Here is a 23136-nt window from a genome sequence, read left to right on the forward strand (position 1 = left end):
CTCGGCATAATATTATAATGGTATGAAAAGACGAGTTGTAGTCACAGGTTTAGGAGTTATCTCGCCTCTTGGTAATGAGGTGGAAGAGTTTTGGGCTGCTGTAACCAGCGGTAAAAACGGGATCTCTTCCATAACTCAACTTGATGCAGCTGCTTTTACGTCACGTATTGCAGGAGAGGTGCGGGATTTTGATCCCAGTGAGTACATCTCGGGTAAAGCCCTGAGAAGGATGGAGCGTTTTACCCAGTTTGCAGTCTGTGCAGCTGGAAAAGCTTGGGGAGATTCAGGTCTTAATATCGAGAACATAGATGAACATAAGGCCGGTGTTATCATAGGTTCTGGTATCGGAGCTCTCAGTTTGATAGAGGATCAGGTTACAGTATACAAGGAAAAAGGTGCTCGCAGGATAACACCTTTCCTTATTCCTCTAATGATAGTGAATATTGCTCCCGCTCAGGTTGCTATTGCTTTAGGGCTAAAAGGCCCCAACCACTGCGTTGTAACAGCTTGCGCTTCTGGAAGTCATTCTCTTGGAGGTGCTTTGAGGATGATTCAGAGTGGAGATGCTGATATCATGGTCTCAGGCGGTACAGAATCCTGCATTACACATCTTGGATTAGGAGGGTTCTGTTCCCTTAAAGCGCTCTCAACTAGAAACGATGATCCTGCCCATGCATCCAGGCCGTTTGACAGAGAGAGGGATGGTTTTATTATGGGAGAAGGGGCAGGAATATTAGTTTTAGAAGAGTATCAGCATGCAAAGAAGCGCGGTGCTAATATCTATGCCGAATTTGTCGGTTACGGGGCAAGCTGTGACGCCTATCACCAGACAGCTCCGAATCCTGAAGGAGAAGGTGCATACTATTCTATGAAGAAAGCCCTTGATGACGCCGAAGTTAATATCGGGGATCTGGATTATATCAATGCTCATGGTACGTCTACCCAGCTTAATGATAAGATGGAGACTAAGGCCATAAAGAGATTACTTGGTGAAGATGCAGGTAATGTACCTGTAAGTTCGATTAAGTCTATGGTCGGTCATCTTCTTGGCGCTGCAGGAGGAGTTGAAGCAATCGCAGCCGTATTAGCCATAAGGGACGGTATCATACCTCCAACTACCAACTATGAGTATCCTGATCCGGAGTGCGACTTAGACTATGTTCCCAATGAAGCCCGTAAAGCCGAATTAAATTTAGTCTTGTCTAACTCTCTGGGCTTTGGCGGTCATAATGCCTCTTTATTATTCAAGAAACTTAGCTAAGGTAAGTATTTACCCCCAAAATTTAAATAATTCTTGACTCTTTTTTAGTCCTAATATATATTTTAGAATACGGCGGTTTTGGAGGCATGCAGTAGAGGGGTCGCGGGCTTTTTTTATTTTCTAGTCTATCTATTTTATCATAATTTAGAGAGTCTATCTTCAATAGAACAGGATTAATTTATCACTTTTAAAAATATTTCAAAATATTGAAAAATATAGGTTTATATGGTATAAATCTGTTTAATGAAGGTTGTATATAACTTTATAATTTTATTTTTGGTAGTTATATCTTCTGTTTTCTCAGTATCTTATGCAGAGAATACCTATTGGCCTGATGGGACTCAATATTTAGATTATGGTTCTGTTAAAACTTTTAGCTTATATGAAGTTAGCGATATAGGTAGTGATGATGTCTTGAATGTATACGACCATATAAACCGTTGGCTCCCTGATTCTGATAGCGAGATATTTAACGGATATTTAATGTTAAGGTTTGATGTTCCCTATAGAGGTGAATATTTTTATACTTTAAAACATGATGCTAATAATAGAATTGTGATGAATGGCTTGGATTTAGGAGTAAGTTATGATCTATTAACAGAATTGAACTATTTTGATAGACCTATATTTGTAACATATACCCCTGATTACCTTAGGGAGTCTTGGGACCTAAGCTCTATTACAGAACTTAGGTCAGCGGAGTCAGAGTTTGACGTCAGGGAATTTCTTGATTTTTCAATACCGAAAAGCCATCCTTTAGCTATTTGGGATGTTGCCTATGGTAATAGCACAAGAAATACTGATTTTGCTCCGGAGCTACCTTTCATTGTAGGCATGGGTGTTTTGTATGGATTATCAGAAAATAATATTAAACTCTTAATTGCAATAAGGGTGCATGAGAACGGTCAGACCGGGAATGAGTTTGGAGTAAAAAAGGCAGTTGGTACCAACCTTCTTGAGCAGGCGCATTATGCATCTGGTACTGTAAGAAATAAATATTATGATTATTTAAGGCTGGCTAATCCCAATACTGATTTTATCGCTTATCTGGGTGCAATCTATGCTCCTACAACTTACGGTCTGCCTGAAGAAGAAAGGAAGGGGAATGAGAATTGGATTCCCGGAGTCAGAAGAATATATCAGTATCTCGAGCCTTATTCTTTAAGCAATCTATTGAGTTATTTGGATTAATAAAATCTTTTTAATAAAAACTTATTTAAAAGTTTGACAAAATAGTTATTATGTGGTTTATATTCTATTAGAGGAGAGGGCGTGATATGAAAAGAGAGAGAAATGTAAAAGGTAAGATTGTCCTTAATTTAAAAGATGTTAAGAAGAGAGAGATAAAGCTTCTGACTTCAGGTGTTAGGGTTGTAGTTGAAAAAGATAAAGAATATGCAAGCTGTCCTAATTGCGGTGTTCTCTCAAATAAAGTCTATGAATATAGAAAGCAGCTTATCCTCGATAAACCTAATCAAGATAGAAAAGTTGAGATTGAGTTAAATAAGCGTAGGTTTGTCTGTGTTAATAATAAGTGTTTGATTAAAACATTTACTGAAAATATAGAGGGTCTTGCATCTACAAGAAGGTATACCAGGGCATTTGAGAATTTCTTAAAAGATTTGGTATCCAGGAAAGGCTATCTTAAAGCGCAGAAATTATTACAGGATAAGTATTCACTCAATCTGAGCTTGACTACCCTGTTCTATCTTGATTACTCCGGCAGCAAGGAAAATTAAGAGCTGCCCGGGGTTCTAATATACAGCTAATATAATTTCCGCTTGACTATTAAGTTGATATAAAGTATATATTTTGGATATGCCACAAGTTAGACTAAGTAAAGTCAGTAAGGTCTATTCAGGGGATATTGAGGCTGTAAATGAATTTTCTCTCAACATTGAGAGCGGAGAGTTTACTGTCTTTCTTGGTCCTTCCGGTTGCGGCAAATCCACCACTCTTAGAATGATTGCCGGCTTAGAAGAGATTACAGAGGGTGAGATCTCTATCGGCGATAAGATAGTCAATGATATTCCGGCTAAGGATAGAGATATAGCTATGGTCTTTCAGAATTATGCTCTCTATCCTCATATGACAGTATATGAGAATATGTCTTTTGGTCTAAGGTTAAGAAGCTACCCTAAAGATGAGATAGATAGAAGGGTAAATGAGGCGGCTGATATCTTAAGCATAAAGCACTTGCTTAAGAGGAGGCCTAAGGAGCTCTCCGGCGGAGAGAAACAGAGGGTTGCTGTTGGAAGAGCTATCGTGAGAAAGCCTCTGGTATTCCTGTTTGATGAGCCTTTGAGCAATCTTGATGCTAAGCTGCGCGGCCAGATGAGAACAGAGCTAAACAAACTGCATAAGAAGCTGCAGTCTACAATGATATATGTTACCCATGATCAGGTGGAGGCTATGACGCTGGGGGAGAAGGTTGTTGTAATGAAAGACGGTTATATCCAGCAGATTGCAGATCCGCATACTCTGTACAATAAGCCGGACAATAAGTTTGTTGCGGGCTTTATAGGTACCCCGCCGATGAACTTTATTGAGGGTAGAATAGTTGAATTTGATAGCCGGCTCTATTTTGATTCTGGTAACCTCCGGGTTAGAATAGTAGATGATATGTCATCCTATATTAAGGACTACTTGGATAGAGAGTTAATATTCGGTATCCGTCCGGAAGATATATATGATAAGCTTTTTGTATCTGAAGCACCGCCTGAAAATGTAGTACATGTCAATGTGGAGGTTGTTGAGCCTATGGGTTCTGAAGTCTACCTCTACCTCAATGCAGGAGGCGTCTCTTTTATTGCTAAGGTTGGAGGCCAGGAGCAGGCTCAGGCTGGACAAGATCTTGAAGTAGTCTTTGATATGGGCAAGATACATTTTTTTGACAGAGATACCGAGAAAACTATCGTTTAATTTTTTAAATGAATAACGGTATCGGTATAAAAAAGAATTTACTCCTTCTATCCATCTTTATCTCTCAGGTAGTTAGCTTTTCGTTCTTTCTCATATCTTTTCAGAATTTTAAGTTTCATTTTCCATTTCTTCTGCTTATTGTCTTTTCGGCTTCATTTCTTATCTTCTTCAAGATAGAGATAGGGCTTATCTTTTATCTTCTGGAGATGCTGCTTCTTACGGTATTCTTCTTTGCGGTCAAGTACCCTTCACCCTATATCCAGTATTTTTTGCTCTTCTTTTTAATCTTTGTTTTTAGGTTCAGCTATTTGAAAATAAAAGTCCAGAAGAAGCTAAATTCCATAAATCTTAGCCTGGAAGGGGTCGAGGAAGAGGTAAATGTAAACAACGCTCAATATTTGGAGCTTGTAAAGATAAATGAAGCGTTGGAGAGGAAGATATTTAGATTTACTCATTTGAGAACATTCTCCGAAGATATAATTGCAAATTTAGACCTTAAAGAATTATTGAACGTTATCTCTACTAAGGCTTTAGAGATAATCTCCAGGGGCGAGGTATCTATGATATACCTTTTTGACAGCAATAAGGATGTCTTCAATCTTGCAAGCTCCTGCATTCTCTCTTCTAGAGTTAAGATAAAAGCAAAGACTGGAGATCCTTGCGAGCATTGGATATTCAGACAGCGTACTCCGCTGCTTATAAACGATATTTTAAGAGATTTTAGATTTGATTCTGAAGAGGTGTTTTCCTACGGTAGAGAGTTTAGGTCTCTTCTGGCCTCTCCTATTATATCCAGAGATAAACTTCTGGGTATTTTAAGGATAGACTCCAATGTCGCTGATGAATTTACGGTAGACGACCTGCGTCTCTTAGATATTATCTCTGCGTTATCAGCTATAGCCATAGATAATGCCCGCCTTTTTCAGAAGATGGAAGAGCTTGCGATCCAGGATAGTTTGACCAGTTTTTACCTTAGAAGGGAGTTTTTAAGATTACTTAGCAACAGATTAAAAAGAGGGTCACCGGTATATTTCGCCTTGCTGATGATAGATATTGATGATTTTAAAAATTGTAATGACAGCTATGGACATATAACCGGAGACCTTATCCTTAAAAACATCTCCCGGATTATTAAGTCTAGGTTGAAAAAAGATGAGTTTGCCTGCCGTTACGGAGGAGAAGAGTTTCTGATACTTTTAAATTCCGATGAGAAGGATAGCCTGATTCAAAGGGCAGAGAGCATACGGGAGAGTATTGAGAAGAGCAAGATAAAGATAAGGCGGCAGACTATAAATATAACAGTTACGATAGGGCTGGCTATATATCCTGAAGAGAAGAGAGAAGCTCAGTCTTTAATAGAGCTCTCCGATGCCAGGCTGTATGAAGGTAAGAGAAGCGGTAAGAACATAGTAATCTATGAGTGAGTCTCTTTTTCTACTAATTTTGGTTATTATCTTTGTAATCAAGAGAGATGTCAGATTTAAGATCATCTTTGCGGTTATCTCTTTCTTCTTAGTCTTATATCTTAAGAAGCTGGATATCATGACTTACCTGCCCTGGTTAGTTCTCTACCTCATGCTCTCTTTAATCGATTTTATTAACAGGGGTATAATTAAAGAAGAGTTTCAGAGCCTAAGCTCTGAACATAAAAATATGGAGCTGCAATTTACCAAGAGCGAAGATAAGTTGTCAGAGATGGATGGGGTTAACAAGCAGCTTCAGTCGGATGTTACAAAGATAACAGGTTTTTTTGAAATAAGCAAAGAACTTACAAAGGTTATGTACCTTCAACAGCTGCCGCCTGTTATTACAAGTATCGTTAAGGGAAGTTTCGATATTAATTTTCTTGCCCTCTTAATATTTGAGGGGGAGAAGAGTTATAGTATCTTCATATATCCTAAGCGCAACAGTTGTGAGTTAAAAGAGAATATAAATTATAAGGATATACTGGATTCTGAGAAGATATTGACTGAAGAAGAGCCTGGGTTCTATGATGGCGAGGATCTGAATCCCCTATTTACAAAATTGGGACAGAGCAATTTGGGTAATAAGATGTATCTTATCCCTATTATTTTAGAGGGTAAGATTAAAGGTATTCTGGTATTTGAAGATTTAGCAGAAGATAAGATTGACCTTGCTCATACGCTCTCTGGTTTCCTCTCTCTTACTTTAAGAAAGCTCAAACTCTACAATAAAGTTCAGGAACTTGCTATTACAGATGAATTGACTCAAGTCTTTGTAAGAAAACATTTTCAGGATGTTTGCAGAGAAGAGCTGGATAGAATTAAAGAGAAAAAGGGAGATGCCTGTTTTCTGATGCTTGATCTGGATAGATTTAAAAATTGTAATGATACCTTTGGTCATCTTGTCGGAGACGTAGTATTAAAAGAGACTGCAAAGATAGTTCAGCAGAATGTGCGTGAGATAGATATTGTAGGGAGGTATGGAGGTGAAGAGTTCTGCATCTTTTTGCCGGATACAAGTCTGGATAATGGTATGGAGGTATCGGAGCGTATAAGAAAAGCAGTTGAAAGATATACATTTCATGCTTATGATGAGGTTCTCAATATTACAGTATCGATAGGTCTCTCTTCTCTGGCCGAAGATGCTAAGAGTTATATAGGGTTGGTAGAGAAAGCCGATATGGCGCTCTACTATGCTAAGAGAAAGGGGAGGAACAAGGCGATAGCTTATAGTTTAATCAAATAGATCGAGTTATTTTAAAAATTATGAAGAGTTCTTATATGGGAGTGGATATTGGCGGTACAAATTTAAAAATAGGGTTGTTTGACCCTGAATTGAAGTTTATAGATTTTAAGACTTACACTTTAAATAAAGAGATAACTCCTCAAGATGTAATTTTAGTAATCAAAGATAGCTTTGAAATTTTGTCAAAGAAGTATCACATCAAATCTATAACCTGTGGATTACCTGGACTTATAAACTACGAAGAGGGTTATATCTACTCTCTTACTAACTTTCTCAACTGGGATGATGTTGATTTTAAAAAGCTCTTAAGAGCCGCTGTCAATATTCCTGTTTTCATTGATAATGATGTTAATCTGGCTGCTCTTGCGGAGTATCAGCTTGGTTCTGGCAAAGGCTGCAGCAGCATGCTGATGGTTGCTTTAGGTACAGGTGTCGGCGGAGGTTTAATATTGAATAGAGAGGTATATCGAGGGTGCAACAATGCTGCCGCTGAGATTGGCCATATTCAGCTGAATCCCAATGGCCCCAAGTGCAGTTGCGGCAACAGAGGTTGTTTAGAGAGTTATATCGGCAATAGAAAGCTGCTTGGTTATCTTAAGAGGCGGCTTAAGGATAGCGAGAGTCTTTTAAACAAGATAGATTTTGCTGAGTTAAAACTTGAAGATGCTGCTCATGCTGCTCTTTCAGGGGATAGATTCTCAGTAGAATTTTGGGACTATGCGGCCTCTAAATTGGCCCAGGCTTTAGTTGGGGTTGTCAATGTTTTGAATCTGGAGAAGATTGTAATCGGAGGTGGAATCTCCAATGCAGGAGAGAGCCTCTTTAAACCTTTGAGATGTTATCTTAAAGAGCAAGCTATGGACATTCAGGCAAAGAGTGTTAGTATAGTTAGAGCCCGTTTTAAAGATAGGTCCGGGGTTATAGGGGCAGGGCTCTTAGGAAGATGTAATTTAAAAGAGAGGAGATCGAAATGAAGTTTTTTCTGGATACCGCGAATGTAGATGAGATCAGAGAGGCTAATAGCTGGGGGGTGTTGGATGGGGTGACTACCAATCCTACGTTGGTTTCAAAAGAGGAGAGTTCTTTTAATGAGATTGCAAAAGAGATTGTAGGGATTGTATCCGGGCCTGTCTCTCTTGAGGTTATAGCCGAGGACTCCGGAGGTATGGTCGAGGAGGCTAGAGAGCTTAATCAGTATGGTAAAAATGTTGTTGTAAAAGTTCCCCTTACAAAAGAGGGTTTGAAAACTGTAAAGATATTGAATACTGAAGGTATCAGGACTAACGTTACGCTCTGTTTCTCTCCTGCTCAAGCATTGCTTGCTGCTAAAGCCGGGGCCAGCTATATCAGTCCTTTTATAGGCAGGCTTGATGATATAAGTTTCCATGGTATCCATCTGGTTGAAGCCATAAAAGATATATATGACAATTACGGTTTCAATACCGAGATTATCGTAGCGAGTGTGAGACATCCGCTGCATGTTGTAGAGGCTGCTTTAATAGGTGCTGACATTGCAGCCTTACCTTTTGGCGTTTTAAGTAAACTCTTCAATCATCCTCTTACCGATATCGGTATAGAGCGGTTCTTGAAGGATTGGGAGAAGGTTAAGAAGGTTAAAGTCTAAGTTTTTAAATTATAGAGATATTTATGTTTTTAAAATCAGAAAGAGTAATTTCAAAACATATTAACGTTATAGCCATCCCCCTTTTGTCTCTATTATTCTTAGCAAGAATTGGCTTGGCTGATGAGGTTGAGCTGAAGAGTCCGATAACGGTTAATGGCGATAGGGTTGAGTATGACCCCGAGAGACAGGTTATGGTAGGAGAGGGTAATGTAGAGGTAATATCCAAAGGGATGAAGCTCTATGCAGATAAGATAACTGTCTGGCTTGATGAAGAGAGAGCTCTGGCTCAAGGGGATGTAAAATTTGTAAAAGGTAATGCGGTTTTTTACGCCGAGGAGATAAGCTATTCTTTCAAAGATAACGAAGGTAAGATTATAGAGCCGACTTTTAAAGATTACGGGCCTTGGTACGGCAAGGGTCTAGAAGCTCTGGAGTATGAGGAGTCTAAATATCTTATCAAACGCGCCTATATGACAACCTGTGATTTAGAGAACCCCCATTACAGGTTAGAAGCAAAGACGATTAAAATATTTCCTGAAGATAGGATTATTGCAAAACATGTTGTATTCTATATCCGTAATGCCCCTATATTTTATCTGCCCTATTTCAAGCAGTCTTTAAAAGACAGAAAGGCTCCTTTTATGATTATACCGGGAAAGAGTGATAAATGGGGCTGGTATATCTTAAGCTCATATAGGTACTCTCTTAATGAGAAGAACGAAGGCCGTATAAGACTGGATTACCGGGAGAAAAAAGGTATTGCCCACGGCCTGGAGCATCAGTATAAGAGCGCTGTTGGAGAGGGTGTTGTTAAATATTACTATATGAACGAAAAAGAGTCTGCTTATCAAGACAATGACAGGTTTAGAGTGAGCCTTAGGCATAGCTGGAACCCGGATGATAAGACCTCAATATATGCAGAGTATAATAAGATCAGCGATATAGACTTTCTGAAAGACTATTTTGAAAGAGAGTATGACGAGGATTCAGATCCAGAGACCTATCTCTATATGACAAGAAGATATTCTAATGCTATCCTCAGTCTAAACATAAAAAAACGGGCAAATCATTTTTTTACCGAAGTTGAGAGACTTCCTGAACTGGGGATTGATATCAACGATCTCAGAATCAAGAAGACAAACTATTACTATAGCTCCAATACCTATTTCTCTAATCTGACAAAAAAATATGCTGACTCAGATACTGATTATGACGTCTGGAGATTTGATACCTATAATGAGTTGAGTCATGTGAAGAAATATTTCGGTTTTCTTAACTTCAGTCCTTATCTGGGTGTGAGAGAGACATTCTATTCTAAAAAGATTAGCGGTAAAGAACATATTTTAAGAGGAAATCTCTATACCGGATTCGATAGTTCGACAAGGTTCTATAAAGTTTTCAACCCTGCTTCCGGTAATTTTCTTTTTACTCAAGCCAATGCCGTAAGACATATTATTACACCGATATTTAATTACGAGTATATAGCTGAGCCTACAATATCCAAGGTAGACCTGATGCAGTTTGATGAGTTGGATGAGATAGAGAGAAAGAGCAGAATAACCTTAACTCTAGAGAATCTTTGGCAGATAAAATCAGAAGTTAATGGAGATGTTAAAAAGAGAGATCTCCTCCAGGCCGATATCTCAGCCTATTATGATTGCTCTATTGATGGAGGAAGCAGGTGGGGTGAAGCTGAATTAGAGTTGGATTACAGGCCCAGAGATTGGTTCCGTTTCGAGAATGATTATAGTTACGATATCAAGCCAGGCAGGTTAAATACTGCCAGTTTTGATATGGTTATAGATAAAGATAGGTGGCAGTTATCTTTAGGAGAGAGATATGAAAGAGATAGTTCAGCTCAGCTTACAACGGAGTTTAGTTATAGAATAAACGAAAAGTGGAGGTTTAAGGTATATCAGAGGTATGAATTCCAGAACTCCTCTTTTGAGCGTCAGGAATTTGCGATATACAGGGATCTTCATTGCTGGGACGGAAAGCTTTCTTTTATAAATAACAGACTGGATAACGACAAGACAATATTTGTGATATTTACCTGCAAGGCTTTTCCTGAACATCCTTTTAGCTTTTCGCAGTCTTATAGCGCTGGAGACTAATTCAGCACTTATTTTTATAGAGGTTAAAATTCATAAAATCAGGCATTGCTATGGAATGTAAAAAAGACAAAAATATGAAATTCTGTAATTGCAGTTATTCCGGCTGCAGTAAGAGAGGTATCTGCTGTGAGTGTATAAAGTATCATAAGGATAGAGGGGAGCTTCCAGCCTGTTATTTCAGCAGCAGGGAAGAGAAAACATATGATAGGTCTATTGAGAACTTTATCCGTAGTTACAGATCTTAGATATATTATTTAAGGATTTTAATATGAGAGAGCTTATAGAGATGGATTTGGTTAGGATCAGGATAGATGAGCGCCGCGGAGAGCAGGTGATAGTCTTGAAAGAGAAAGATGGCGAGAGACTGCTTCCAATTGTAATAGGTATAATAGAGGCTAGTGCCATAAAGATGAAGGTGAGCGGATTTAACCCGCCTCGCCCGCTTACCCACGATCTTTTAAACGATATCATAAAACGGCTTAAAGGAAGACTGGATAAGATAGTAATAGAGAGGCTCGAGAACAACATATTCTATGCCAGGATTATCATAGAGCGTGAGGATGGTGAAAAAATAGAGATAGATGCCAGGCCTTCCGACTCAATAGCTTTGGCTCTTAGGGCTGAGGTCCCGATATTCGCTGGAGATGCTCTTCTAAAACAGGTAGAGAGAAAGTAGTATGGCAGAATTTAAACTAAAAGTTAAATTACTATCTCAGACACCGGAGGCGCTTAAAGTTATCTATTCAGCTGCCCGTCAATGCTATAGCAGCAACACTGCGGGGGATATCTTTAATGGGGTTGAGGATGATGATGAGATTAAAGGTTTTATTGAAAACATCTTAGCCTCAGGTCATGAGAGTCCTTTGGAGCATGCAAGCTTTACTTTTACGATAGATGGTATCTCCCGGGTATGTTCTCACCAGCTTGTAAGGCATAGAATTGCCTCTTTCTCTCAGCAGAGTCAGCGTTATGTAAGAGAGCAGGATTTTGATTATATAGTACCTGACTCTATAAAGAGTGATCCTGAGATTAAAAAGATATTTGAAGATCTGTTATCCGGTATTCAGAGTTCTTATAATAAGATGTTGGATTTTTTAAAGGAGAAGGGTATCCCGGGTGAGAAGGCTAATCAGGATGTAAGGTTTGTTCTTCCCGGAGCTTGCGAGAAAAAGATAGCGATGACGATGAACTTAAGAGAGTTGATGCATTTCTTTAAGCTCAGACTCTGCAGCCGGGCTCAATGGGAGATCAGGGCTCTTGCTCAAGAGATGCTTAAGATATGTAAGAGTAGTCTGCCTATACTATTTGAGAATGTTGATGCTAAATGTGTCTCATTGGGATATTGCCCTGAGAGTGAAAAGTTTCCCTGCGGCCGCTATTTAACGAAGGATAATCTCTTAAACGATTCTTAATCAAAAAAGGGGAGGGTCAAGAGATGGCAAAAGCTTTAGTTCTCTATTATTCTAAGACAGGCAATACAGAGAAGATGGCCAAATTAATTACAGCGGAGTTATCCATGAGCATAGATTGTGATTTAAAATCTGCTCTGGATATAGGAGTGGATGAGTTTTTAAAGTACGATGCTATCATTGTGGGCTCTCCGACCTACTATGGTTCTATGGCAGCGGAACTAAAGCAGCTTTTTGACCAGAGTGTAAAGTTTCACGGTCAGCTGGACGGTAAGATAGGAGCCGCATTCTCTTCAGCCGCAAATATAGCAGGGGGCAATGAGACCACGGTTTTGGATATTATAAATGCGATGCTTATTCACGGTATGATAGTTCAGGGCAATCCTAAAGGTGACCATTACGGTGCGGTGAGCATTGGTTCTCCGGATAAGAGAGTTGAGGATAATTGCATAAGGTTTGCCTCTAGGATAGTTAAGCTGATAAATAGAGTAAGCCGGTAGATGAGAGAGAGAATAATTATAACAGGCGGCTGCGGTTTTATCGGTAGCGGAATAGTTTGGGCCTTAAACAGAAAAGGGTTAGAAAATATTATTGTCGTAGATGAGTTAGGAGAGAATGAGAAGCAGAAGAATATAGCCAATTTAAAATTCAATGAATTGATTGATAAGAACGATTTTCTATCTGGAATCTTGGATGGTAGTTTTAATTCCAGCAGTATAGATACTATATTCCATCTCGGCGCCTGCAGCTCTACAATAGAGAGAGACTTGGGTTATTTAATTGAGAACAATTATAACTATAGTAGGCATTTGGCAAGGTTTGCTCTTAAGAACGATATTAGGTTTATATATGCATCATCCGCAGCTACCTACGGTAGCGGCTCTTTAGGTTTTAGTGATAGCGGAGAAGAGCTGTTTAATCTTAAGCCGTTAAACTACTATGGATATTCTAAACAGTGGTTTGATATCTGGGCAAGACATAACAAGGTTTTAGGGAAGATGGCAGGGCTTAAATATTTTAATGTCTATGGCCCCAACGAATATCATAAGGGCCAGATGAGAAGTTTTATCGTCAAGGCCTATGAACAGATTAAAGAGAGAGGAGAGGTGAGGTTATTTAAATCCTATAGGGACGGAATTATAGACGGTGAGCAGATGAGAGATTTTATTTATCTGAAAGATGCGGTCAAGATGAGTCTTCTCTTCTTTGAAAATAGAGATTTGGGTGGAATTTATAATATCGGTACAGGAGAGGCGCACTCTTTCAATCAGCTTGCTGAAGCGGTCTTTGGGGCTTTAGGCTTGGAGCCTGACATAGAGTATATCGATATGCCTCAGGAGCTAAAAGAGCAGTACCAGTACTTTACTCAGGCTGATATTTCAAAGATTAACAATGCCGGCTATAACTGGAAATGCTATGACTTTAATCTAGCCGTATCGGATTATGTTAAAAATTATCTAGAACCAAAAGCCTATCTCAGTATTTAACTTTTCTCTTGACAAAGCCGTTAGGATATATCAAAATATATCAAGTAGTATTAAAGTATATTAAGTAGGGACAAATGATTATTAACGAAGAAAAGAAATTCTACTCAGTAAGAGAGGTTGCCGGTTATCTCGGTATATCCAAACAGACGCTCCTTAGATATGAGAAGAGAGGGATTTCCCCTAAGGCTAGGCGTAATCCAATAAATAGATGGAGAGAGTATAGCTGGATAGACATCCAAAAATTAAAAAGAATTCTTGGCAGATGATAAGGAATATTTTTTTTATTTTAATATTTTTATTATTGTTATATCCTTTTAAAGAGGTTTACTCTCAAGAAAAAGAATCAAGGCTGAGAAATCCTTTTTTAACATCCGAAGAAGAGATGAAAATACTTGGAATTAAACCTACTAAAGCGAAAGGCCGGAAGATTATTCCTTTAGAGAAGCTCAATCTTTCCGGAATCATATATGGAGAAAAAAAAATCGCTATAATTAACTCTGAGTTTTACAACGAAGGTGATCTGATAGGAAATTTTACCATTAAAAAGATAGAGCCTTTGAGCGTAATTTTAAATACAGAGAGACGTGAATACGAACTCAAGCTCAAGCATGTTTTGGCTGCAGTAAAAGAGCCTAAAGAGGATCTGGAAAAAGAGACGGTCAAAGAGAAAGAGGATGTTAGCAGGGAAGAGTGGTCTGATGATATAATTGAGCAATTGCTTGGAGCAACGGAATGATTAGAAATATAATATATTTTCTATCTCTGCTTTCATTGTTAATATTCCCTCCTATATTAAATGCTCAGATAGCTTCTGACTTGATGGATGATGATGGTGTGTCTGACAAGCTTACCAAGAACATAAAGATTGAACAGAAAGCCGGCAATCTATACAACGTCGAGTTTAGAAATGCGGATATTAAAGATATTATAAGATATTTTGCCCATGAGTATGGACTCAATATTATAGCCGACAAAGATGTTGAAGGTACTGTTACTGCAAGTCTTGGCAATGTTACCATAAAGCAGGCTTTGGGCCAGATTCTTGATTCTCAGAATTATACTATGATTGAAATAGATAATGTGATTCGTGTTAAAGCAAAGCTTTCTCCTGTTACGACTTTTAAGCTTCACAATGTTTCAGCCGCAGATATATCAGATAACATGGTTTCTCTTTTGGGGTCAGAAGGCAAGATGGTTATTGATGAGGTAACCAACTCTATCATGGTGACCGATAGTGATGATAATATTAATATAATGAGGAATTTTATTGAAGGTGTTGATGTAAAAGGGAGGCAGGTCTTGATAGAAACAAAGTTTGTTGAGACTACCCTGAATACTTCAAAGAATCTCGGCGTAGAGTGGGGGACCACAATTACTGTTCAAGGTGCAGCCCGGCCGCATACTTTTCCTTTTGGCTCTACAGGTGATAAGTATGCCTTTGGTAATGAAAATGCGCAGATTGGAACAGACGAGGAAGAGAGAAGTAATATTGCCGGTTTTCCTGTTGCTGGTAGCGGGGAGTATACATTCGGTACTCTTGATTTTGCACAATTCAAGGCAGTCTTAAAAGCACTTCTAACTGATGACGATACCAAGATTATCTCCAATCCTCAGGTTGCAACATTAAATAATAGACTGGCTACGATAGGTGTCACGACAGAGTATCCTCTTCCTACTTATGAGGTTGATAGCAGTACCGGGGAGTTGACCGTATCCGGTTATGAATATAAAAATATTGGAATTACACTCAATGTTACCCCTTTTATTGCAAGCGATGATTATATAACTATGACTATAGAGCCGACAGTAGGTACTGTGGGTGAGACGATTAGCGTTGGAGATACCGGGTTTAAGCTTCCCATAATAAGTTCTAAAACCGCCACTACGAAAGTGACTATAAAGAACGGAGAGACTATTGTAATAGGCGGTCTTATCAGTACCGAAAAGATAAAGTCCACGACCAAAGTGCCTCTGTTGGGCAGCATACCTCTTTTAGGTAAGCTTTTTTCTTATGAGGGGACTAGTGACTATAGCTCAGAACTTTTAATATTTGTTACGCCTCACATTCTTAACCTTGAAGGAGACGAAGAGCTCAAGAGGGAAAAGATAGATGAGCTATACGAAGATATAGATAGGTTGATGTTTGATGAAGACTACGGGGCTGTTATATCTAAGGTTGACGAGATTTTAGAGTTAGACAAAGGAGAAGAGAGAGCTAAAGATTTAAAGGTTAAAGCCGAAGAGAATATCAAGCAGAAAGAGAAAGAGGAAGAGGGGAAGGCGGAAGAGAGAGAGGCATTTTTGAGATCCCTTTGGAGGGAGGCCAATAGTCTCTATGCAGGGGGGGAGTATCAGCAGGCAAAGGATAAGTATATCTATATTCTGGCAGAGAGCCCTGATGATAAGATGGCGGTTAAAATGCTCAAGAGGTCTCAGGAAAAGGTAGAGGCTATTAAGGAAAACGATTTGTACTCACTTATCAGAGAAGGCAAATCTTATTATAGAGAGAATGATTTTAATAAAGCTCTGGCCTCTTTTAGAGAAGCTTTAGTTATAGATCCTACAAACAGAGCTATTTCAAATTATATAGTTGATATTGAATTAAAGTTAACCCAGGAAGAATTAGGTAAGGTTGAGAAGCCGCTTGAAGAGATAGAGAGAGAGAAGAGAGTCCAATCTCTCTGGGAGGAGGCGAATAGTTTTTATGCAGCTATGAATTATGAGGGAGCCCGTAATATCTATACTCGGATACTCGCTTTAGAGTCTGACAATAAATCTGCCATGGATATGCTTAAGAGATCCGAAGAGAAGATAGGACAGCAATTGAGCGAGAGAGCATCCGCTCTCCTTCTTAGCGCTGAGAAGTCTTTTAGGAAGAGAGAGTATTCTCAGGCTTTAGAGAGTTACTATAGTGTTCTTCAAATAGACCCTGATAATGAAGATGCAGAACTTGGTATTACCGAACTGAACAAATATATTCAGGAGAGAGAAGAAGATAAGCAGGTTGCCTTGGATCTTAATAGGGCTTTAAAACTATATCAGGGCGGTAGTTATAGCGAAGCAAAGTTTGTATTAGATAAGATACTTAGTAAGAGACCTGATAATGAAGAGGCTTCTAAATATAGAAGGCTGTCTATCCAAAAGATAAATAAAGATAAAGATATAGCTCAGCTCTGGGAGGAAGCAAATAGATATTATACTGCCAGGGATTATGAAAGAGCCCTTGATATCTATACCCAGATACTTGCGTTAGAGCCTGACAGCAGGTCTGCTATGGATATGCTTGATAGATGCGAGGATAAGCTAAAAGTTGAGAAAGACGAAGTACTTAGTTCTCTGCTTGTTAAGGCTAGAAAATCTTCGAGGAAGAAGGATTATACGGGGGCTTTAAGCTATTTTGAAAAGGTTCTTGAGATTGATCCCGGTAATAGAGAGGCGGATAGTGAGATAGTTGAGATTCAAGGATTGATAGAACAGGAGACTTTTAAAAAGAGTCTGGATAAAGCTCTGCTGAGTGCTAAGAGTCTATATAAACAGGGCAGCTTTAAGGAGGCTAAGATTATATTAAACGGAATCATAGAGAAGAGCCCAGAGAACAGAGAGGCCTTGGGATATCTTGAGCTCTGCTCGCTTAAGATAGCCAAAGAGAAAAAAACGGCTTTATTATGGCAAGAGGCTGATACTCTTTTTTCTAAAGGTGATTATGGGTTGGCGCGTCAAAAGTATGCTCAGATTCTCTCTATAGATTCAGGTGGGAAGGTAGCTTTGGTTAAAATAAATAAATGTGAGGAGAAGCTTGAGAAGGCAGAAGAGCGGAAGATAGCTGCTTTACTTACTTCAGGTAGGATTGAGTATAAGAGAAAAGAATATTTGAAAGCACTGGAACGCTTTGAAAAGGTTTTAAAGTTAGACCCTGCTAATCAGGATGCGGTAACTGAGATGATAAAAGTGGAGAACGCGCTTAAAGAGCAGAGCTGGCCTCAAGAAGAAAAATTAGATTCTGCTGATTTAAGGTCTAAGATTGCTGAGAGTGAAAGAGCGAGTCAGCTCTGGGAGGAAGCCAACAAGCTATATGCTGAAAGAGCATATCTTAAGGCGCTTAAGAAGTATGCTAGCATTGTAACTATTGAACCTGAAAATCAGTCTGCTCTTGAGATGCTGAATAGATGCGAAGATAAGATTGAGATTAAAAGGAGTAGAGAGGTTTCATCTCTTTTAGTTATGGGCGAGAAGGCAAGGAGGAGCGGCAATTACGATAAGGCACTGGAGTATTTTGAACGAGTTTTAGAGTTGGAGCCTGCCAATAAAGAGGCTGATGGTAAAATTCTGGAGATAGCCTTGCAAAAGGATGGTAAAAGAGGGGCTAAGAAGAAGAGCCTTGAATTGGCTAAAAGAGAGAGCAAGGAAGAGGAGCTGAAGATCTTATGGGAAGAAGCAAACATGTATTACAGTCAGAAAGATTTTAAGTCTGCCTGGGATAAATATGCCGACATTCTCTCTCTTGACCCAGAAGATAAGATTGCCAATGATATGCTTAATAGATGCGAGGATAGGCTCTATGAGACTAAAGTAAAAGAGATCTCATCCTTGCTTCTATCTGCCTCAAGAGAGTTTCGTAATAAAAATTATGATAGAGCTCTTAAATATTATCAGGATGTTCTTCAGATAGACCCTGACAGCAAAGAAGCAAGAAGGAGTATAGAGGATATCTATAAGAGTATGAGGTCTCTTGAGATGGCAGAGAGGGTTAAAGGCGATCTGGTTAAAGCGAAATCTCTTTATAGTAAAGGAAGGTTTAAAGAAGCGGAGATCATGTTGGATGAGTTATTAAAATTAGATTCTAAAAATAGAGAGATTCAGAAGTATCTTACTTTGACAATCGAGGCTATAAGGCAAAAACAGGATTTAAAAAATTTCTGGGAGGAAGCCAATAGTCTCTATGCCGAGGGAGAGTATGAGTTAGCCTGGAGGAAGTATAGCGATATTCTTGTAATTGACTCTAACGATGAAGTTGCTCGTCAGATGGTCAAAAAGTGCCGGAGTAAGATCCAGCAGTATAATATAAAAGAGATTTCGGCTTTACTCTCTGCAGGAGAGAAATATTTAGTTAAAGGCGAGAATCAGAAGGCATTGAATTACTTTATGAGAGTTTTAGAGTTGGACCCTGCCAATAAAGGGGCGGAAGAGAATATCTCCAAAATAAAAGATAGTCTTAGGGCTGAAGAGATAGAGCCTTATAAGGGCAAAAGAGAAAAAGAGATAGGTGCATTATATCTAAGCGGTGTTAAAAATTATGATAAGGCTGATTATGATAAGGCTATATATCTTTTTGAGAAGGTTTTAATAGCTGATCCTACTCATGAGAATGCATATCGATATTTAGAGATGGCCCATAAGAGAAAGAGTATGGCTGAGAGTGAAGTTGCAGTAGAGGTTGATTTCAAAACAGCTGTTGAGGATGTTATCTCTATAGAAGATATATTAGAAGAGAAGAGTTTGACAGAAAAAGAGATAAGAGAGTTATATAGAGGAGCAGTAAGATTATACAAGAAGAAGGAGTATCAGAAGGCCTTGGATAAATTTAGATCTTTATCTCAATTAGACTCCAAATATCAAAAGGCATCCAAGAAAAAGATCAAGGCATGTTTGGAAAAGATAAGAAAACCACTTCCCTTGGATAAAGTTGAAGAGAAGTACCAGCTTGGCTTGGATTACTTTAAAAAAGATCTCTACAAGAAGAGTATTCAGCTTTTCTTAGAGGTGTTGGACTTAAAGCCTAAATATAAAGATGCCAGAAAGTATCTTAAGTTATCAAGGGATAGGCTTCAGATGATGGACTCACTTGGTGATTTCGAGCAGGCTGCTATTGAGGATAAATGAATTTTAAAGAGAGTAAGGTCCGCATAATATTAGATAAAAATTTTAAAGATGACCCCATTATTATTATTCGGGGCAGTGTTATAGACGAAAATGATAACGGAATTCTGGTAACAGGCAGAATCTTCATGAAGGTGGTCGAAGATGGAAGAATGGTTGAGAAACCTATTGATAATGAGACAAAACTGCTATTTACTCCCTTTAAAAGTATAAGGTTTCTGGAGTTTGTTATAGCCGGTTCTAAATATGATGCTCTGCATAAAAAGGTTTTAAAAGAGGCTCCTCTTGACTCTTCCCAGATCAACAGGGAAGGGGCATTTTAATAATATCAAATATCAAAAAATATAGAGATGATGAGTAATATCTGTGTATTGGGAGATGGCGGCTGGGGAACGACGGTGGCAATCTTATTACAGCAGAAAGGTCATCAGGTTACTCTTTGGAGTTATGATCCTGATTATGCTTTGATTCTGGATAAAGAGAGAGAGAATAAGAGATTTTTCCCGGGTATTAAAATCCCCCCAGGGATAAGCATTACTTCAAATCTTAGTCTGGCAGTATCAGATAAAGAGATTATTATTCTAGCTGTTCCATCTATATATATAAGAGCTGTTTTGAGCAGGCTATCTGGATTTAAGAAAGATATTATCTTTGTCAGCCTTGCAAAAGGTATAGAGCAGGAGAGTTTTAAGCGTGTTTCTGAAATAATCTGTGAGGAGTTGGATAAAGTCAAAATGGCAGTTCTCTCCGGTCCGGCCATAGCATATGAAGTTGCTAAAAAGAGTCCCTCCAGCGTTGTTGTTGCTTCAGAAGATGACCGGGTTGCTAAAATAGTGCAGGAGTTATTCTTTACCCCCGTTTTCAGGGTCTATACAAGCAGTGACGTTATAGGTCTTGAGCTAGGAGGTGCTTTAAAGAATGTTATTGCCATAGCAGCGGGGATATGCGATGGACTTGGATTTGGAACCAACACAAAGGCAGCCTTATTATCCCGTGGATTGGCAGAGATGGTTAGGTTCGGCAGGAGCCAAGGTGCTCTATCAGAGACTCTCTTTGGTTTGAGCGGATTGGGTGATATGGTAACAACCTCTTTTAGCTTAAAGAGTAGGAATAGGACTTTGGGAGAGGAGATAGGCAGGGGTGCTAAGTTAGATGATGTATTAAGGAACAAAAATACTGTAGCAGAGGGAATATATACAGTTAAAGCGCTGCATGGTTTTACAAAAAGCAGCAAGATAGAGATGCCTATTGCAGAGCAGATTTATCGAGTGCTTTATAATAATAAAGATCCTTATAAAGCAGTCTCTGATTTAATGGCCAGAGAAGCAAAGCCAGAGTCCTATAGTTGTTGATTTTTAACTCTAATATGCAGTATGTTTATTTAGCGGGGCGTAGCGCAGCATGGCTAGCGCGCCTGAATGGGGTTCAGGAGGTCGGGAGTTCGAGTCTCCCCGCCCCGATTTACCTTTGCAACTTAAGGTTGTAAGATAATAATAAGATATGGTAACATATATAAAATAGTTCAACCTTTTAACAAGAGGAGGCATGTATGGAAGCATATTGTGTAAAGTGTAAATCAAAAAAAGAGATGCAGGAAGGAGAAGAGGTTACTCTTAAGAACGGCCGTAGAGCTATGAAGGGGAAGTGTCCTGATTGCGGTACGTCTTTATTTCGCATTCTAGGTTCTAAATAGTGATAGGAAAGTAGCAAGGGTGGATTTATACCGGAAAGCAAAGTTCATTGCCGGTCTTATTCAGGATAAGGACGGAGATGATGTTGTGTTGATACATATGGGTCAAGCAGTGAGCTTTACTGTTTTTTTTGTTATCTGCAGTGCTAATTCACACCGGCAAGTTAAAACAATAGTTGATTATATAATCTCAAATACCAAAAAGAATAAGATTAAAATCTGGCATACTGAAGGTTATGAGAGTGCAGATTGGGTATTGCTTGATTATGGAGATATAGTGGTACATATATTTATGGAAGAGCAGAGATTATTTTATGAGTTAGAGAGGTTATGGCGCGACCTCCCCTTGGAGCATATTGGGGCAGCTTGACGGTTAATTTTTTATTGTTATGTTAAATATAGAGGATAGACTAAAAGGATATCTAGTTGAGATTGCAGCTGGCTGGGGTATTGGCGATTTGAGTATTGAGGTGGGTACTCCTCGCTCTAGGGAGTATGGAGATCTCTCAACCAATATAGCCTTAAAACTATCTAAATCTTTAAAAAAGAAGCCTAAAGATATAGCAGCCAGTATCCTATTAAAGCTTAAAGAAGATTTTAAGGATGTTTTTGATAATATCGAGATTGCGGAGCCGGGATTTATAAACTTCTATTTCTCGGTAGAGTATCTCTATGAATTTTTGGGGGATATATTAAAAGATGAGGGAGTCTTTTTAAATAATATAGGGAAAGAGAAGAAGGTTCTTATTGAGTTTGTATCTGCGAACCCAACAGGCCCGCTCTCTATTGCTCACGGGAGGCAGGCTGCTGTAGGTGCTTCATTAGCCAGGATACTTGACTCTTCGGGGTATAAAGTGGATAAAGAGTATTATGTCAACGATGAGGGCAATCAGATAAATCTGCTGGGTGAATCTTTGCGGGTGAGGTGTTTAGAGCTTCTTGGAAAAGAATCCGAGCTGCCTGACGAAGGTTATCAGGGTGAATATTTAATTGATATGGCGAAAAAGATAGTGAAGGATGAGGAGATAAGCATAGAAGATATAGAGAGCAGAGAGCTTAATTATTTCTCTGAGTATGCATTGAAGTGGATTCTTTCCGGGATTAAAAGTTCTCTTTCTGATTTTGGAGTCGATTTTGAGAACTGGGTTTCCCAGAGAGATGCTGCTTCTAAAAATTCCGTGGAGGATGTTATAGCCAGGCTAAAGTCTAAAAACTGTACTTATGAGCAGGATGATGCATTATGGTTTAAATCCAGTGATTTTGGCGATAGTCAGGACAGGGTTGTTGTTAAAAATGATGGAGATTATACTTATTTTATTGCTGATATTGCCTACCATCTGGATAAATATAAGAGAGAGTACGATCTTGTAATAGATATCTGGGGTCCTGATCATCATGGTTATATCAAAAGAGTCGAAGCTGCCTTGAATGCTTTAGGGTATGAGGCAAAGAAACTGAAAGTTTTAATTGTTCAGCTGGCTACACTATATAGAGACGGTAAGCCTATTAAGCTCTCGACAAGACGCAATGAGACTATAACCTTGGATGAGGTTATATCTGAGATTGGCTCCGATGCAACTCTCTTTTTTCTCTTGAACAGAAAGCTGGATAGTCATCTTGATTTTGACCTAGAGTTTGCTAAGAAGAAGAGCATGGATAACCCTGTATACTATATCCAGTATGCACATGCTAGGATCTCAAACATCATAAGTTTTGCAGAGCAGAACAGCATAGATTTAAGAGAGTCTCTCACCTCTGATTTAGCAGCTAATTTAAGAGAGCCGGAGGAAAAAGATATCCTGCGCAGCTTGGTGCAATTTTCTAGAATAATAAAGATATCTGCTCTTACAATGGAGCCCTCTCTTATTGCGGCATATCTACACGAGCTTGCTCAGCAGTTCCACAGTTTTTATAATAAGTATAGGGTTGTTACAGATTCTGCTGCATTGACAAAAGCACGGCTCTATCTCTGTTCTGCAATCCAGATTGTGCTGAAGAGAGGTTTGGGATTACTCGGGATATCTGCTCCCGATAGCATGTAGC

The 23136-nt window shown here is 38.9% G+C and carries 22 protein-coding genes and 1 tRNA gene; all 23 read left to right on the forward strand.

Annotated features, from left to right (window positions below):
• The first annotated feature begins 22 nt into the window (after positions 1-22).
• On the forward strand, positions 23-1261 hold the full coding sequence (fabF, locus tag P9L98_06760) for a beta-ketoacyl-ACP synthase II (protein ID MDP8216991.1): 1239 nt from the start codon (positions 23-25) through the stop codon (positions 1259-1261).
• Positions 1262-1504: 243 nt separating this feature from the next.
• A complete protein-coding gene (locus tag P9L98_06765) occupies positions 1505-2452 on the forward strand; it encodes a hypothetical protein (protein MDP8216992.1) in 948 nt (315 codons plus the stop codon).
• 86 nt (positions 2453-2538) lie between these two features.
• Positions 2539-3000: a transposase family protein gene (locus P9L98_06770; protein MDP8216993.1), complete on the forward strand. Its 462-nt coding sequence runs from the start codon at positions 2539-2541 to the stop codon at positions 2998-3000.
• A gap of 79 nt (positions 3001-3079) precedes the next feature.
• Complete coding sequence (gene ugpC / locus P9L98_06775) at positions 3080-4183, forward strand: sn-glycerol-3-phosphate ABC transporter ATP-binding protein UgpC (GenBank protein ID MDP8216994.1); 1104 nt, start codon at positions 3080-3082, stop codon at positions 4181-4183.
• 8 nt (positions 4184-4191) lie between these two features.
• Positions 4192-5607, forward strand: coding sequence for a sensor domain-containing diguanylate cyclase (locus P9L98_06780; protein MDP8216995.1), 1416 nt, complete (start codon positions 4192-4194; stop codon positions 5605-5607).
• Positions 5600-6892 (forward strand): GGDEF domain-containing protein, encoded by a 1293-nt coding sequence (locus P9L98_06785; GenBank protein MDP8216996.1) that lies wholly within the window; start codon positions 5600-5602, stop codon positions 6890-6892. The genes P9L98_06780 and P9L98_06785 overlap by 8 nt, the downstream gene beginning before the upstream one ends.
• A gap of 20 nt (positions 6893-6912) precedes the next feature.
• On the forward strand, positions 6913-7866 hold the full coding sequence (locus P9L98_06790) for an ROK family protein (protein ID MDP8216997.1): 954 nt from the start codon (positions 6913-6915) through the stop codon (positions 7864-7866).
• Positions 7863-8516, forward strand: coding sequence for a fructose-6-phosphate aldolase (fsa, locus tag P9L98_06795; GenBank protein ID MDP8216998.1), 654 nt, complete (start codon positions 7863-7865; stop codon positions 8514-8516). The genes P9L98_06790 and fsa overlap by 4 nt, the downstream gene beginning before the upstream one ends.
• Before the next feature lie 23 nt (positions 8517-8539).
• The gene (gene lptD / locus P9L98_06800) at positions 8540-10630 is read left to right on the forward strand and encodes an LPS assembly protein LptD (protein ID MDP8216999.1); all 2091 of its coding nucleotides are present in this window, start codon (positions 8540-8542) and stop codon (positions 10628-10630) included.
• A gap of 50 nt (positions 10631-10680) precedes the next feature.
• A complete protein-coding gene (locus tag P9L98_06805) occupies positions 10681-10875 on the forward strand; it encodes a DUF6485 family protein (GenBank protein MDP8217000.1) in 195 nt (64 codons plus the stop codon).
• Positions 10876-10898: 23 nt separating this feature from the next.
• Complete coding sequence (locus P9L98_06810) at positions 10899-11306, forward strand: bifunctional nuclease family protein (GenBank protein MDP8217001.1); 408 nt, start codon at positions 10899-10901, stop codon at positions 11304-11306.
• Position 11307: 1 nt separating this feature from the next.
• Positions 11308-12042, forward strand: coding sequence for an FAD-dependent thymidylate synthase (gene thyX, locus P9L98_06815; protein ID MDP8217002.1), 735 nt, complete (start codon positions 11308-11310; stop codon positions 12040-12042).
• Positions 12043-12065: 23 nt separating this feature from the next.
• The gene (locus tag P9L98_06820; protein MDP8217003.1) at positions 12066-12539 is read left to right on the forward strand and encodes a flavodoxin domain-containing protein; all 474 of its coding nucleotides are present in this window, start codon (positions 12066-12068) and stop codon (positions 12537-12539) included.
• Complete coding sequence (gene rfaD, locus P9L98_06825; protein MDP8217004.1) at positions 12540-13526, forward strand: ADP-glyceromanno-heptose 6-epimerase; 987 nt, start codon at positions 12540-12542, stop codon at positions 13524-13526. It begins immediately after the preceding gene.
• Positions 13527-13600: 74 nt separating this feature from the next.
• The gene (locus tag P9L98_06830) at positions 13601-13792 is read left to right on the forward strand and encodes a MerR family transcriptional regulator (GenBank protein MDP8217005.1); all 192 of its coding nucleotides are present in this window, start codon (positions 13601-13603) and stop codon (positions 13790-13792) included.
• Between the two features lie 116 nt (positions 13793-13908).
• Positions 13909-14262, forward strand: a complete 354-nt coding sequence (locus tag P9L98_06835) for a hypothetical protein (protein ID MDP8217006.1) — start codon at positions 13909-13911, stop codon at positions 14260-14262.
• The gene (locus tag P9L98_06840; GenBank protein ID MDP8217007.1) at positions 14259-19406 is read left to right on the forward strand and encodes a tetratricopeptide repeat protein; all 5148 of its coding nucleotides are present in this window, start codon (positions 14259-14261) and stop codon (positions 19404-19406) included. The genes P9L98_06835 and P9L98_06840 overlap by 4 nt, the downstream gene beginning before the upstream one ends.
• Positions 19403-19726: a hypothetical protein gene (locus P9L98_06845; GenBank protein MDP8217008.1), complete on the forward strand. Its 324-nt coding sequence runs from the start codon at positions 19403-19405 to the stop codon at positions 19724-19726. Before P9L98_06840 ends, P9L98_06845 begins: the two co-directional genes overlap by 4 nt.
• Positions 19727-19753: 27 nt before the next feature.
• On the forward strand, positions 19754-20755 hold the full coding sequence (locus P9L98_06850) for an NAD(P)H-dependent glycerol-3-phosphate dehydrogenase (GenBank protein ID MDP8217009.1): 1002 nt from the start codon (positions 19754-19756) through the stop codon (positions 20753-20755).
• A gap of 33 nt (positions 20756-20788) precedes the next feature.
• Positions 20789-20863: transfer RNA gene (locus tag P9L98_06855), tRNA-Pro, on the forward strand.
• An 89-nt stretch (positions 20864-20952) separates the two neighbouring features.
• Entirely contained in the window at positions 20953-21096 is a 144-nt protein-coding gene (locus P9L98_06860; protein ID MDP8217010.1) for a DUF5679 domain-containing protein, read from the forward strand.
• A gap of 19 nt (positions 21097-21115) precedes the next feature.
• Positions 21116-21463, forward strand: a complete 348-nt coding sequence (rsfS, locus tag P9L98_06865) for a ribosome silencing factor (protein ID MDP8217011.1) — start codon at positions 21116-21118, stop codon at positions 21461-21463.
• Positions 21464-21482: 19 nt separating this feature from the next.
• Positions 21483-23135: an arginine--tRNA ligase gene (gene argS, locus P9L98_06870; GenBank protein ID MDP8217012.1), complete on the forward strand. Its 1653-nt coding sequence runs from the start codon at positions 21483-21485 to the stop codon at positions 23133-23135.
• Position 23136: the final 1 nt, after the last annotated feature.

The sequence above is a fragment of the Candidatus Kaelpia imicola genome (assembly GCA_030765505.1).
Lineage (GTDB): Bacteria > Omnitrophota > Gorgyraeia > Kaelpiales > Kaelpiaceae > Kaelpia > Kaelpia imicola.